The sequence below is a fragment of the Bizionia sp. genome, from assembly GCF_048259285.1.
GTDB classification, from domain to species: Bacteria; Bacteroidota; Bacteroidia; order Flavobacteriales; family Flavobacteriaceae; genus Algorimicrobium; species Algorimicrobium hallyeonense.
Genome location: NZ_JBLXHU010000019.1, coordinates 35,518 through 50,206, shown reverse-complemented (window position 1 = coordinate 50,206; position 14,689 = coordinate 35,518). Strand labels below are relative to the sequence as shown.

General features: G+C 34.4%; 11 protein-coding genes. 4 read left to right on the top strand and 7 right to left on the bottom strand.

Annotation, left to right across the window (positions count from 1 at the left end; all coding sequences use genetic code 11):
• The gene (locus ACN0QX_RS10385) at nt 1–2,526 is read right to left on the bottom strand and encodes a BamA/TamA family outer membrane protein (protein ID WP_417196849.1); all 2,526 of its coding nucleotides are present in this window, start codon (nt 2,524–2,526) and stop codon (nt 1–3) included.
• Between the two features lie 182 nt (nt 2,527–2,708).
• Between ACN0QX_RS10385 and ACN0QX_RS10380 the strand changes: the two genes are divergently transcribed.
• Nucleotides 2,709–3,428, top strand: a complete 720-nt coding sequence (locus ACN0QX_RS10380) for a TrmH family RNA methyltransferase (RefSeq protein WP_248395638.1) — start codon at nt 2,709–2,711, stop codon at nt 3,426–3,428.
• Between the two features lie 61 nt (nt 3,429–3,489).
• Here ACN0QX_RS10380 and ACN0QX_RS10375 read toward each other — a convergent pair whose 3' ends face one another.
• Nucleotides 3,490–4,203 (bottom strand): porin family protein, encoded by a 714-nt coding sequence (locus tag ACN0QX_RS10375; RefSeq protein WP_417196847.1) that lies wholly within the window; start codon nt 4,201–4,203, stop codon nt 3,490–3,492.
• 4 nt (nt 4,204–4,207) lie between these two features.
• The gene (gene ubiE / locus ACN0QX_RS10370) at nt 4,208–4,933 is read right to left on the bottom strand and encodes a bifunctional demethylmenaquinone methyltransferase/2-methoxy-6-polyprenyl-1,4-benzoquinol methylase UbiE (protein WP_376861898.1); all 726 of its coding nucleotides are present in this window, start codon (nt 4,931–4,933) and stop codon (nt 4,208–4,210) included.
• Between the two features lie 240 nt (nt 4,934–5,173).
• Here ubiE and trkA point away from each other — a divergent pair, with 240 nt between their 5' ends.
• Both trkA and ACN0QX_RS10360 read left to right on the top strand, forming a co-directional pair.
• Nucleotides 5,174–6,523, top strand: a complete 1,350-nt coding sequence (gene trkA, locus ACN0QX_RS10365; protein ID WP_248395632.1) for a Trk system potassium transporter TrkA — start codon at nt 5,174–5,176, stop codon at nt 6,521–6,523.
• Between the two features lie 2 nt (nt 6,524–6,525).
• Nucleotides 6,526–8,019, top strand: a complete 1,494-nt coding sequence (locus ACN0QX_RS10360) for a TrkH family potassium uptake protein (RefSeq protein WP_417196844.1) — start codon at nt 6,526–6,528, stop codon at nt 8,017–8,019.
• Between the two features lie 129 nt (nt 8,020–8,148).
• Here the strand turns inward: ACN0QX_RS10360 and ACN0QX_RS10355 are convergent, their stop codons facing one another.
• The 3 genes from ACN0QX_RS10355 to ACN0QX_RS10345 are packed head-to-tail and all read right to left on the bottom strand — an operon-like array spanning nt 8,149 to nt 11,358.
• Nucleotides 8,149–9,033 (bottom strand): hypothetical protein, encoded by an 885-nt coding sequence (locus ACN0QX_RS10355; RefSeq protein WP_417196842.1) that lies wholly within the window; start codon nt 9,031–9,033, stop codon nt 8,149–8,151.
• A gap of 12 nt (nt 9,034–9,045) precedes the next feature.
• Nucleotides 9,046–10,233: a pyridoxal phosphate-dependent aminotransferase gene (locus ACN0QX_RS10350; protein WP_417196840.1), complete on the bottom strand. Its 1,188-nt coding sequence runs from the start codon at nt 10,231–10,233 to the stop codon at nt 9,046–9,048.
• 30 nt (nt 10,234–10,263) lie between these two features.
• Complete coding sequence (locus tag ACN0QX_RS10345) at nt 10,264–11,358, bottom strand: fatty acid desaturase family protein (protein ID WP_417196838.1); 1,095 nt, start codon at nt 11,356–11,358, stop codon at nt 10,264–10,266.
• 141 nt (nt 11,359–11,499) lie between these two features.
• Between ACN0QX_RS10345 and rsmG the strand changes: the two genes are divergently transcribed.
• Nucleotides 11,500–12,129: a 16S rRNA (guanine(527)-N(7))-methyltransferase RsmG gene (gene rsmG / locus ACN0QX_RS10340; protein ID WP_417196836.1), complete on the top strand. Its 630-nt coding sequence runs from the start codon at nt 11,500–11,502 to the stop codon at nt 12,127–12,129.
• 199 nt (nt 12,130–12,328) lie between these two features.
• Here the strand turns inward: rsmG and ACN0QX_RS10335 are convergent, their stop codons facing one another.
• Nucleotides 12,329–14,611 (bottom strand): T9SS type A sorting domain-containing protein, encoded by a 2,283-nt coding sequence (locus tag ACN0QX_RS10335; protein WP_417196834.1) that lies wholly within the window; start codon nt 14,609–14,611, stop codon nt 12,329–12,331.
• Nucleotides 14,612–14,689 lie beyond the last annotated feature (78 nt).

The window sequence follows — 14,689 nt, the reverse complement described above, 5'->3', positions numbered from 1 at the left end:
TTAAAACGGGTAATTGATACCAATGTTATAAACAGCATTGGTGAAATTATAATCATTTAGCCAGCGGTTGCCCATTTCGTAAGACGGATCGTAGGTTTTAAAGCCCGTGTCAAAACGGAAAATAATAAAGCCAAAATCGTAACGCAATCCAAATCCTGTTCCTAAGGCAATATCTTCTAAAGAATGAAAACTGGTAAAGGTTGCTTGTGGGTCTTCAATATTATCCAAAACGTTCCAGATATTTCCGGCATCGGCAAAAAAGGCGGCATAAAAATCGCCAAATACATTAAACCGGTATTCTAAATTGAAGGCTAACTTCAGGTTGGCTTCATTAAATTCATCATTACTGTCTGAGCTTCCAGGGCCTAAACTGTAGGCAGTCCATGCGCGATTGTCATTAGTACCTCCTGCAAAGAAACTTTTTGAAAAGGGAATACTGTTTGAATTACCATAAGGAATGGCAATTCCAAAAAAGCTTCGAAGTGCTAAAACTTGTTTTTTGCCTAAATCCCAATGTTTAATATAATCGAATTCGGTTTTAATATATTGTGAATAGGCAACATCAAAAATCTCGTAATTATCATTCGCGTTTTTTGGACTTCCAAAAGCATTGGACGCCAGAGAAAGTAAATTTCCTGCCGATTCTATTTTTCCTCTAAAAATGGAGAAATTCTCGTCGAATAAACTTGTTCTATTATCCCTTACATAATTATAACTAGAAGCAATGATTAAGTTGTTTTCTGTTAAACGTTCCTGACGTTCATTAATGTAGTTAATATTCTGAATATTGTCTGAAGTCAAGCCATTTGGCGGGTTGTCGCCTATAGATTCTTGAATAAATTCATTGGCTTGATCTGGTATGCCTAACTCATCATTAGGCCCAATATAATTAATATCTTGAGCTATGTCATTCAAAGTATTATAGGATGTGCTATATACATTGAAATAATTATCTGGATTTAAGTTTTTTACATATTGAACACTAAATAAATCGAATCGGTTGGTGACTTTAAAATTCGGTTTCCAACGGTAATTAAGTGTTCCAGAAAGCGTTTGTTTATCCAATCCAATATTGGTTTGGCTGGAAGTGGAAATACTCATTCGTGTGCTGGGTGACATGCTTTTTGGAATGAGTTTCTGGGTATTAAATGGAAGCAATAAACGCGGAACCGTTAATTTTAAATCGGCACCCCATTCGTTAATATCAAAAAACTTATCATCATCATTGGCGCCATCTTTTGAAGCTCCTATGGATCCGAAGGCTGTTAGTTGTAAGGTTTCGGCACCACCAAAAACATTTCGCATAAGCACAGAAGGATTAAAGGACAGTCCAATAGTTTGAATGTTACTTTGAGATACTTCAGCACTAAATTCTAAACCAAATTTCTTTAAAGGTGTTAAGTAGACATTGGCGGTTAGAGTGGTATCGGGATTCTCAACATATTCAATGTTTGGGTATTTAAAGGTTCGTAATTCTGAAATATGCCTGTAAGATAAAGTCCTGTCGCTATCTCTAAAGGTGGAATCGGGCGTAATGAAAACCACATCTGTTAAAGCTTTTGGCTTGAAGCGTAATTTGTCATTACTAAACAAGTTGTAACCTTTAAATTTCGTAGAGTCTTTTTGCATCTTATTCCGATCTTGATAGGAATAGTCTGTATAAATGTTAACGTCTTTTATTTTGTAAATAGTGAACGGTTCACGCCTGGAGGAATCATCATTTTTTATGAGTCGATCTTGAATTTGTAATTCAACTTTTACTTTTTTATCTGTGTCAATGGTGTCCATTTCAAAGTATATATAATCTTCACTAAAATGATAGACACCATGATTTCTAAAGTAATCTGTTAATCGATCCTTTTCTTGTTCAAACGTTGACGTTTTATACTGTTTGTTTAATTGAATATGGGATTGTTTTTTAGATTCATTATATAAGGTGTCTATTGCTGGTGATGCTATTTTCACGCTTAAAGAATCAACTATATAAGGATCGCCTGTGGTTACATAATAATCCACTTTAGAACGACTGGAATCTATTTTTGTGGTTTCTGATGTTGCTTTGGCTGTAAACCAACCGTTATGAAAATAGTAAGCTTCCAACCGATTTATAGAACGTTTGGTTTTTTCATCATTTAAAATAACGGGCGCTTCGCCGGTGGTTTTTAACCAGGTGTTAATACCTTTTCTAGATTCTATGTATTGATCTAGTTGTTTTTTGGACAGAAAGCGCTCCAAGTTTTCCTCACGATTGGGTTTTTTAGCAATATTCGCTTTTAAAATAGAATCGATATTTGGCCGTGCTAAATTGTAAATATGTAACCGAATGGGAATTGTTAATAGTTTTCGGTTTGGTTTCTGGTAAAGTAAATTGTTAATGGTTTCCGTATTATTTACCTTATCATTCACCGTAACGGTGTTGCTAGTTAGTAGTTGCTGATCTTCTCCAACATGTTTTATGGTATTACAAGACACAAAAAACAGAGCGAACGTAATATAAAAGGCTATTTTTGAAGAATGTATTCTCAAGGATACTGATTTATAAAAATTTAGTGATGCTTTTGGTATGTAATTTGGACTGACAAATAATATAATAATTGCCTCAAAAATACATTATTTCAACGGAAATAAAGCATATATATAATGACACATTTTGAAAGGTTTGTGTTTTATTATTTCTAATTTTGTTTGCACCAATAAAAATGGGTTTCATGTTATCAAAAAACCAAATAAAACTAATAACGAGTTTAAAACAAAAAAAGTACAGACAGCAACATGGATTGTTTGTGGCTGAAGGAATAAAAACTATAGCGGAGCTTTTAAATTCTAATTTGGAGTTACATCACGTATATACCGTTTCAACATGTAATTTGGATGCTGATTTGGAAACGCTTATTTCAGAGACGGATTTAAAGAAAATCAGTTTCTTAAAAACACCCAACCAAGCTTTGGCTATTTTTAAAATTCCTCAAGTTGAAAGGCTACCAAAAAGCGGTTTTATTTTAGCCCTGGATGATATTCGCGATCCAGGAAATTTAGGAACAATTATCAGGTTATGCGATTGGTTTGGAATTCAAAATTTAGTTTGTAGTGAACAAACCGTAGATTGTTATAACCCAAAGGTTATTCAAGCAACCATGGGTTCTATTACGCGCGTGCAAGTTAGCTATACAGATTTGAATGCGTATTTGAGCGCGACTACATCCCCAATTTATGGTGCTTTTATGGATGGTGACAATGTGTATAATGAAGCATTAATCCCAGAAGGCGTTTTAGTTATGGGAAATGAAGCTAATGGCATTTCTGAACCTATTGAAAAACATATCACAAAACGCATTAGTATTCCACGCTTTGGCGCAATTCAAGCTACTGAAAGCTTAAATGTAGCTACTGCAACGGCTGTTTTGTTGAGTGAATTTAAAAGGGGTTAATTGTTAAGATGTTAGTTATTGAGTTGAAACGGGAACTATGCCATTTTTTAACAACTAACAATTACTGAAACGTAAAGTTTAAAAACACACCACGCGTTTTCATAGTATTTACATTGCTTGTCCAAGGACTGTTAGGGTCCTTATCTTGAATAATTTCGTCATTAAGTGCAAAAACGCCGCGGATAGATGGTGTAAATTTAAAGAAGTAAAGATAAAAGTCCACCCCAAAGCCAACTTCGTAAAAGAACATATTCTTTTTAGTTCTAAATTGTCCGCTGCTATTATCGTCTGGATTATTTTCGTTACTCGATAAATTTAAAGCTGTAGATAATCCCGCAACCACAAACGGCTTAAAATTATTGATACGTTTGGTAGAAAATTTCATTAACAACGGAAAATGGATGTAGGTAGATTTTACTTCGCGCTTTAAATCCGTATCCGTAAATTCCATACCTTGAAAATAACTTTCATCGTAAACTAAATTCCGTGTTGTAATATATAAACCAGGCTCAAAACGTAGATCCATGTATTCCATAATACGCAGATTTCCAATTAAACCAACACTAAAGCCTCCTGTTTTTTCTACTAAAATATCAGCCTGATCCGAATTATAATCAAAATTAAAATCATAACTGTTGTACCCTAAAAAGAAACCATAACTTAAAAGCCTTTTATCTTCAGTTTCCAGATTCCTGATTTTTTCTTTTGAAAATAATTGTGCCGAAGCTACTTGCGATAGTAAAATAAACCCAAAAAGGACAAGGTGTTTTCTCATAAAACTATTTTGATAATGTATAAATAGTAGCCACACCAAATGTTTGTGGCAAGTCATTCACATTAGTAAACCCAATTTTACGCAAAATATTGTTTAATTCCTCACCAAAAGGAAAAACAGAAGCAGATTCGCATAAATAAGCATAGGCTGTTTTGTCTTTTGAAAACAATTTACCAATAACTGGTAAAATATTTTTAGTGTAAAATTTATAACCTTGTTTGTAAGGTGTTTTGGTTGGCATGGAGGTTTCAAGAATCACAAAAGTGCCTCCAGGTTTTAGCACACGATGAATTTCAGATAAGCCTTTTTCTAGGGTTTCAAAATTTCGAATACCAAAGGCAACCGTAATGGCGTCAAAAGAATTATTTTCAAACGGCATGTTTTCAGAATCGCCTAAAACCATGTCTATCTTATTATCTAGATTTTTATGAGCTACTTTTTGTTTGCCTATTTCTAGCATACCGCTACTAATATCAAAACCAACAATTTTTTTGGCATTGGTTTGAGCAAGCATAATAGCCAAATCGCCAGTTCCCGTTGCAATATCTAAAATGGTTTCAGGATTACTTGCTTTTATAATAGCGAGTACTTTTTTTCGCCAAGACACATCAATACCAAAGGAAATAACACGATTTAAACCATCGTAATTTCCAGAAATAGTATCAAACATTTTTGTAACCTGTTCTTTCTTTCCTAGGTTACTATCTTTATATGGATTTACTTTTGACAACTTTTATTTTTTTTGCAAATATAAACTATTACATAACCATTAAACAACTACATGGTAATTTATTATAACCCATGGAAATTTATAGAAGTCCTATTTTTTGCTTTATCTTTGTACTACTTTTTAGAAAAAAACTACGTGAAACTGAAATTGATTAAATTTTTGCATTAAGATGCGAGGTAATACTAGGTTTAATTATTTAAGGTTCCATCTGACCATTGAAAAAACAATAAACGTAAACAGATGAAAATTATTATTGCGGGTGCTGGTGAAGTTGGATTTCATTTAGCAAAACTATTATCCTTTGAATCGCAAGAAATTACGCTGATAGATACCAACAAAGAAAGTTTGCTTAATGCAGATAATCATTTGGATATAAAGGTTATGAAAGGCGATGCAACTTCCATTTCTATTTTAAAAGATGCACGTGTTGCCCAAAGTGATTTGGTAATTGCCGTAACATCTTCAGAAACAACAAACATTACGGTTTGTGTATTGGCAAAACAGTTAGGAGCCAAACGAACCATTGCTAGGATTTCCAACACCGAATTTATACAACATAAAGATGAAGTAGGTTTTACTAAATTTGGTATTGATGAACTAATTTCACCAGAAGCTTTAGCCGCGGCTGAAATTAGATTATTACTATCCCAGTCTGCATTTAGTGATACCTATGCTTTTGAAGATGGTGCACTAACTATGGTGGGGTTAGATCTATCTAGAACCATGCCTTTTGCAGGGAAAACGGTTCAGGAAGCAGCCGAAATATTTCCAGATATACATTTTGTGCCAATCGCAATTCAACGCTTTGGAACACAATATACTATTATTCCAAGAGGTGATACCCAATTAAAGGAAGGCGATCACGTGGTGTTTATAACATCGGAAGGTGGTGCTGAAGAATTATGTAAAATTACAGGTAAAACCAATACAGAAATTAAGAATGTCATGATTCTTGGTGGTAGTAAAATTGGTTATAAAACAGCTCGTGATTTATCGGCTAATGGTTTTAACGTGAAACTGATTGAAAAAGACAAAAACCGCGCGTTTGATATTGCGGATGAATTGCCAAATGTACTAGTTATAAATGGTGATGGCCGGAATGTTGATTTATTGAATGAAGAAAACATGGGTGCAATGGATGCCTTTATTGCCGTAACAGGGAATAGCGAAATTAATATTATGTCGAGTTTAGTAGCCAAATCAAAAGGTGTTAAAAAAACTATTTCCTTGGTTGAAAACATGGATTATTTTGAGTTGTCACAATCCATAGGTATTGATACTCTAATAAATAAAAAATTATTAGCTGCTAATACCATTTTTAGATACGTGAGACGTGGTGAAGTATTAGCTATGACCAAATTAAATAATATGGATGCCGAGCTTTTAGAATTTAAAGTGAAAGCGCGTTCAAAAATTTGCAATAAATTAATTAAAGATGCAGGCTTTCCAAGATCTGCTATTATTGCGGGCGTTATAAGAGATGGGATTGGAAATATTGCATTAGGAGATTTTAAGATCCAGGAAGGAGATTTGGTCGTGATTTGCGGATTACCACGTTCTATTAAAGAAGTTGAAAAACTGTTCTTGTAAGTATGAAACTGAACTATAAAATCATTTTTCACTTTTTAGGTTTGCTGCTTTTATTTAATGGTGGCTTTATGCTCGTGTCTACACTCATCAGCTATGTTTATAAAGATGGCGTTACATTTCCATTATTTTTGGCGGGTATTAGTACGCTTTTATTAGGCGTTTCGTTGATGTATGCCACGCGTGATCATAAAAAAATCATGGATAAGCGTGAAGGCTATGTGGTCGTTACGTTTGGCTGGCTAATCATGGCGCTTTCAGGTTGTTTGCCTTATGTTTTTACAGGTGCTATTCCGGATTTTACCAGCGCCTTTCTAGAAACTATGTCTGGCTATACTACAACAGGTGCCACCATTTTGAATGACATTGAAATTATTCCAAAAGGGGTTCTTTTTTGGCGTAGTATGACACATTGGATAGGCGGGATGGGAATAATTGTTTTAGCCATAGCTATCTTGCCCTTGTTAGGAATAGGAGGTATGCAGTTGTTTGCGGCTGAAGCGCCAGGACCTAATGCCGATAAGTTACATCCAAGAATTACCGATACAGCCAAACGGTTATGGCTCATTTATTTTGGGTATACCGTAGCAGAAACTATTTTGTTAAAAGTGGCCGGAATGAATTTGTTTGACGCCATGAATCATGCTATGAGTACCTTATCTACTGGTGGGTTTTCAACCAAAAATGCGAGTGTTGCTTATTGGAATGATCAACCGGTTATTCAGTATATCATTATCCTTTTTATGTTTTTAGCTGGAACTAATTTTGTTTTAAGCTATTTTGCCTTTAAAGGGAAGGTTCAGAAAATACTAAAAGATGACGAGTTTAAGCTCTACCTGTCTTTTATTGTGATTTTTACCATCATTGCGAGTACCATTATTTATTTTAAAGCAGATCCAACAATATCATCCATTGCACATCCCATGGTTTGGGGTGAAGCAGAAAGTGCCCTACGACATGGCATGTTTCAAGTTTTAAGTGTTGTAACAACCACAGGTTTTATTACAGCCGATTATACCTTATGGTCACCATTTTTAGTGGTATTCTTTTTTGGGTTGATGTTTTTAGGTGGTTCAGCAGGAAGCACATCGGGTGGGGTAAAAGTAGTGCGCCATTTAATTTTAATCCGCAATGGTTTTTTAGAATTTAAGCGTGCTTTGCATCCCAATGCTATTTTGCCTGTTCGTTATAATTCTAGAGCGGTTTCAGGAGATATTGTTTTTAATATTCTTGCCTTCTTTATCTTATATATGCTGTCCTTTATTGTAGGTTCTTTAGTGTTCTCAATGTTTGGATTAGACTTCATGTCTTCCATAGGAATTGCAGCTTCTAGTTTAGGAAACGTGGGTCCAGCTTTTGGCGATTTTGGTCCAGTTAATAATTACGCTGCCTTACCAGCTTTGGGTAAATGGTGGGCCGCTTTTTTAATGCTAATTGGGCGTTTGGAATTGTTTACAGTTTTGATTTTATTAACACCTTTCTTTTGGAGGAATAGATAAGATAGAACGTTTATTTAAAAATGTTTAGTTTTTGAAATGGATTCATTCTGAATTTATATCAGAATTTCATAGTGTTTGCTAAAATATAAAATCCCTTTATTGATAATGCTTTATGAGGTTAGATCAATCTTATAGCTCATCATAAATCCATTCACCTTCATCATCATAATTTAAAGACCAGATAGCAAATTGAGATTGTGTAGGGTTTTCCGCATACGCGTTACTATTTGGATCATATGGGTAATAATTTTTATGGTATTCCGTGTAATTATTTTTGGAGAGCGACCTTGTAAATGTGTTATTAAAAATTATTAATTTTCTGAAAGGATTTGAAGCCAAATCATAACCACCAAAAGTTTCAACATATTTACCAATTATGCGCTCTGGGAATTGGTTATATTTGGAGGATACAACAGTTACGATACTGTCTAAATTACCTCTGTTATAGTATAAGTTAGATCTTTCTAAATTGCGAATAATTTCACCATCAGTAGGAACCATATTATAACGACCAACACTAGAGCGAATGTAGCTATCTAGTTTTCCAGACGAATTATAAAAATAAGATAATGTATCCTTAATTGGATTAGCAAACCAATCGTAGTTTTCATATATTGTTTTCTTAATAATTCTGCCTGTATTATCCAATGTTATAATAGTCTCATTGTCTGGAGGGATAGTTTGATCGGATATAATATCATGCACTAAATATATCCGGTTTTCATCATACGTTAAATTATAGAAAAAATTTTCATGATGAAAAGCAGCTCCCAAAATTCCACCTGAAGCCTTTATAATTTTATTGTTATGATATTGAAATTTTACTAAACGCTTATCGCTATCATCAGTCCAATAAAGTAAATTTGAGTCAGGAACTGAAAACCCATAATTATAACTTTCAATATAAAAATCATCAACAGCAAGCTCATCAGTTTTAATATTGGGGTTATTGTCTGGTGTGCAACCAAAAAGCAAAAATGTCGTTATGCATATAAATGAGAGTATAAATTTCATAATAAAAAATTTTTATGAAACAGCCTCCTTAATACGCTTAATAGCTTCAATAATTTGTGCTTGACTAGCTGCATAAGATAAGCGAATGCAATCTGGTGCGCCAAACGCATCACCTGTAACCGTTGCTACCAAGGCGTGTTCTAATAAGAATAATGAGAAATCGGTTGCATTGTTAATGGTGGTTCCTTTTAGGGTTTTTCCGAAGAAAGCCGAAATATTAGGGAATACATAAAAAGCACCTTCTGGGGTGTTATTTATAAACCCAGGCACATCATCCAATAAGGTTAAAACCAAATCGCGACGAATATGAAATTCATCTATCATGAACTTAACGCGCGTTGGCGATTCATTTAAAGCTGTAATTACCGCACGCTGTGCAATACTATTAGCACCACTAGTTACTTGACCTTGCATTTTGTTGCAAGCACGTGCTATGTTTTCTGACGCACCTAAATACCCAATTCGCCAGCCTGTCATAGCAAACGCTTTAGAAACACCATTTATAGTTATGGTTCTATCAAACATATCTGGAAATTGGGCCATACTAGCATGACCGTTTTCTGTAAAGTTAATATGCTCGTAAATTTCATCAGAAACCACATAAATATTTGGGTGTTTTTGAAGCACATCGGCTAAAGCACGTAATTCTTCTTTGCTGTAAAGCGAGCCACTTGGATTACAAGGAGAGCTATACCAAATCATTTTTGTTCTTGGTGTAATAGCTGCTTCCAATTGTGCAGGTGTCATTTTGAAATCGGTGGCAATACTGGTTTGTACTTCTACAGGAACGCCCTCGGCAAGCTCAACAATATCTGCATAACTTACCCAATATGGACATGGTAAAATAACTTCGTCACCTTTATTAATCATTACTTGTGCCACATTGTAAAGTGCTTGTTTAGCACCTGTAGACACCACAATTTGTGGTAAGGTATAGGTTAAATTGTTATCACGCTTAAATTTGGTGATAATGGCTTGTTTTAGTTCTACATAACCATCAACTGGTGTGTAGGAACTGTAATTATCATGAATGGCTTGAACAGCCGCTTCTTTAATATAATCTGGTGTATTGAAATCTGGTTCACCCAAACTCAAACCAATAATATCTTTGCCTTCCGCACGTAATTCGCGCGTTTTAGCTGCCATAGCTAATGTGGCAGACGTGGACATGTTTAAAACTCTATCTGAAAGTACATTCATTAGAAATATCTTTTTAAAAGTAAATGAAAATTAAGCCATACTCGGTTTTGCACCAAGTGTTTTTAATTGGTTGTAGTGTTCTGCTATAGCTGTCCAAATAGAATTGTATTCATTATAAGGTAAGCTAAATTCATGCGCCGTTTCTTTCACTATTTTAGCAATGTTTTTATAGTGAACATGACTAATATGAGCAAATAAATGGTGCTCTACCTGTCTGTTTAAACCGCCTGTGTAAAACTCTACAATCCAACTTTTTGGTGAAAAATTAGAGGTGGTAAATAATTGATGAATAGCCCATGTGTTTTTCATGTTTCCTTCTTCATCAGGTAAAGGCATTTCCGTATTTGGCATGACATGCGCTAATTGGAAAATAACACTTAAAATTACACCAGCTGTATAATGCATAATTAAGAATCCGATTAACACTTTCCACCAGGCAAAGCCTAAAGCTAATGGTAAAACTACCCAAAGTGAATAATATAATATTTTACCAATAATTAATTTCGTCCATTGTGTTGCTGGATTAGGAAAATCACCATAAGATAATTTTTTTTTCAGGTAAACATAGGTCTGTTTAAAATCGGTTGTAATTGCCCAGTTTACTGTTAATAGTCCATAAAGTAAAAATGCATAATACTTTTGGTATTGGTGGATTTTCATCCATTTAGAATGTTTTGAGAATCGGATAATTCGTCCTGCATCAATATCCTCATCATGACCTTGAATATTTGTGTAGGTATGGTGTAAAACATTATGTTGAACTTTCCAATTGTAGTCGTTTCCAGCTAAAATATGGATACTACTTCCCATTAAGGTATTTACCCATTTTTTACTAGAAAAAGATCCGTGATTAGCATCATGCATCACGTTCATTCCAACACCAGCAATTCCAATTCCTATGACTACCATACAAATTATTTGCAACCAGCCAGGCATGCTTACGGTTAATAAAAGGACTAAAGGCCCTAAAAGTAGGGTAAACATGATTATGGCTTTAATGTATAAAGTCCAATTACCTGTTTTTTTTATATTATTTTCTTTGAAGTAATCATTCACGCGCTTATTCAATGTTCTGAAGAATTTTGCAGAATCATTTCTTGAGAAAGAAAGGGTTTTATTTGTCATACTGTGTTATTTAAAATGTACTTACAAACCAAGTTGTAACACATATTTATGCAAATATAATTATAATGAGCCGTTATGAACACAAAGTTTTCATAAAAATATGCACAAAAAATTACCTATTTTTGTCGAAAATCGAAGAATATGGAACTCATTTTAAAGTATTTTCCCGACCTAACGGAAGATCAGATTGCTAAATTTACGCAATTAGAAGCCTTATATCAAGACTGGAATTTGAAGATAAATGTTGTGTCGAGAAAGGATATTGATGAGTTGTATTTACGCCATGTTTTGCACGCTTTGGCCATTGCAAAAGTGATTGATTTTAAACCAGGAACTAAATTAATGGATGTTGGAACTGGAGGTGGTTTTCCAGGTATTCCACTAGCTATTTTATATCCAGAATGCACATTTCATTTGGTAGATAGTATTGCTAAAAAATTGAAAGTGGTGGATGAGGTTGTTGCTGGATTAGAGCTGATTAACGTAAAAACTACGCATTCCCGAGTTGAGGAAATCAAAGATACCTACGATTTCATTATTAGCAGAGCCGTGGCTGCCATGCCAACTTTTGTGCACTGGATAAAAGGTAAAGTTGCCAAGAAACAAAACCATGAACTTAAAAATGGGATTTTGTATTTAAAAGGAGGCGATTTATCGGAAGAACTCCAAGACTATAAATCAGCAACGATTTATAATATTTCCGATTTTTATTCGGAAGCATTTTTCGAGACTAAAAAGGTGGTGCATTTACCCATTAAGTTTAAAGGGTAATATGTTTAATTTTGAATCGGAATAAAATTTCACAAAAATATAAAAGAGGCTGTCTGAAAAGTAAATTTTCACTCTAAATGTCACATTGAGTACAGTGGAAATGTTTGTGTTGTAAAAACATGAAAACTTCTACTGCGCTAAGTTGGACATCGAGTTGCTATTATTAAAACAGCCTCTTTTAATTAAAATTCAATATTGTTTACTTAACTAATAATTTTGTTTTTAAAATTTGATTGCCGTCGCTTTCTACATTTAAAATGTACAATCCCGAAGCCATTTGGAACGGAACGGTAGTACGTTGGGTTACATTTAAAGTTAATTGTAAAACTGTTTTCCCAGTAATATCTACTATGGATATATTGGCATTGTTATAGGTTTGTGAACTTAAAATTGTAAAACTTTGTGAAACCGGATTTTGTTCCAGTTTCATAAAGTTTTCAGAAAATGAATCTGTATGTAATGTTTCTAGAATAATTTCGTTTATAGCAAAATCAACATTTTGAGGTGTTAATGTTACGTGTGGTTCATTTTCATTTGGCATATACCAAGCATCAAAAGGTGTGGTGCTGGTTGTTGCACGAGCGGTTGTAACATTACTTGGCGTATGAAACCAATCGATTTCATTATTAGTAATTTCAAAAGCCATAGAACTGACGCTTGGAATAAAATTAAAATAATCTGTGGAGAGCGCGTTTAGAAAATCGCCCACCAAACCATCTGTGGATAAATCTTCAGTCAAGCTCAAAATATCAAATAATCCACCAGAAGCAGCGTCCACTCCATTAGAAAAGCTTGGGGCTCGGGATGTGGCATTGTTAATACGGTCGTTGGCTAACGGAAACCACCAAGCAAAATCCAAATGTACTTTACTACTATAAACTTGTGAACCCGCATTAGGTGTAAAACGTGTTTCGGCTTTTAATTCGGCACCTGTTATTACATCAATATTTGCATTAAGAATACGACTGCCAGGATTTAAATTATTTGCAGCTGCTGTATTATCTTGGTATCTAGAATTTATACCACTTCCATTAATAATTGAAATATTTCGTGTTAACTCTGGAAATCCAGATGCGGTTAAACTATTCATTCTCGTGTCCAAAATGGCTTTGTAAGGATGTTGTTGCGGTAAATTTAAAGCGCTATTAAAAGTAACACCATCGCTATTTGTAATATGCGGTTCAAACTGATCTACCAACATTTGTCTAGCAGCAGAAGAGCGTAACATACCATCGATAATAGGTTGCAATTCTTCCACATTTTGATCGCCTAAAACAGCAAAATCATCAAGTCCAAAAGCTAAAAAATTAAACTGGTGTTGAAACCCGATGGGCACATTGGCACCATGGTGAGGTGAATCAAAAGAAATCCATAACCTAGTTTCATGATCTAAATTATTATTCTCCATATAATTTATGGCATATCTTGAAATTAGACCACCCATACTTGGCCCAATAATGACATTGTCTTCCACGCCAATTTTTTGTGCGTTTATGCTATTAATTAATTCTACTAAAAGCATGGCGTTTCGTTCAATAAAATCAACGCCACCATCAATAACTTTATTATCAGCTGCGCGCGTATACACTGGGAAATTCAGAATGACCACATCAAAACCTTCGTCCCTTACCAAATCCCCTAAATTAGAGGTGGTTCCATTTTCTTCAAAATCTAGTAGTTCATAAATTCCAGCAATGTCACGTCCATCAGCAGGATCAAAACCGTCGACTAAAATAATAGGTTTGTCTAAAATATTATCAGCGCTTAAAAATAGTTCGTATTCACCTGTTCCCGGATAAGATGTGGTTTCTCCGTAAGGCGAAAGGTCTGGTGTAATAGTTGAATTAAATGTTGATATTACACGATTAAAATTTCGTTCTAAATCGGCATTAGAATAAGCTATCTCTATAGTTGCTTGACGGTAAATAACGGATCCATTAGCTAATGTTATTTGAAATGTTAGTGTTTTATCTCCAGCCTCTAAATAGGAAACTTGTATATTTTGATTAGTTGGTATTGGCCTGAAATCTTGACCATCATCAAAATTAATGGCAATGGCTTCAATGGCATTTTCTGTTGCATTAAAAATATGTTTTGACGCTATTGAAAACGTCGTTTCTAATCCTTTGTGCTTTGCTCTAAGCGGCGCGGCAATAGACAGGTTTCTTTTTTCAAAAATAGCCTCACTTGTGTTTCTACGAATAATGAAGCCTTGCGCATCTCTTGTTACTACTTGATTTCGGAAAGCTTGTTCGGTAATAGATTCAAAATCTGAAAGCAAAATTGCCAATGGAATATAATTCGTGAAATGGCTTTGTTTGCTGTCTTCTTTTAAACTAGAAAGTGGCTTAAAATGGTCTTGGAAATCGTTTTGTGCTATGGTTTTATACGCCTGGTAAAAACTATAGGTGTTTATCGTTTTGTTATTGTAATCTGTAATATTAACAATGGGAGATTGTGGAACCAAAATGCTTGTTTCCATTCCCTTTGTATCAAATTTTTCGAAAGTTTTATTGTTTTGCGAAAACGCTGATATGGTAAGCAGCGCGACTAATAAAAA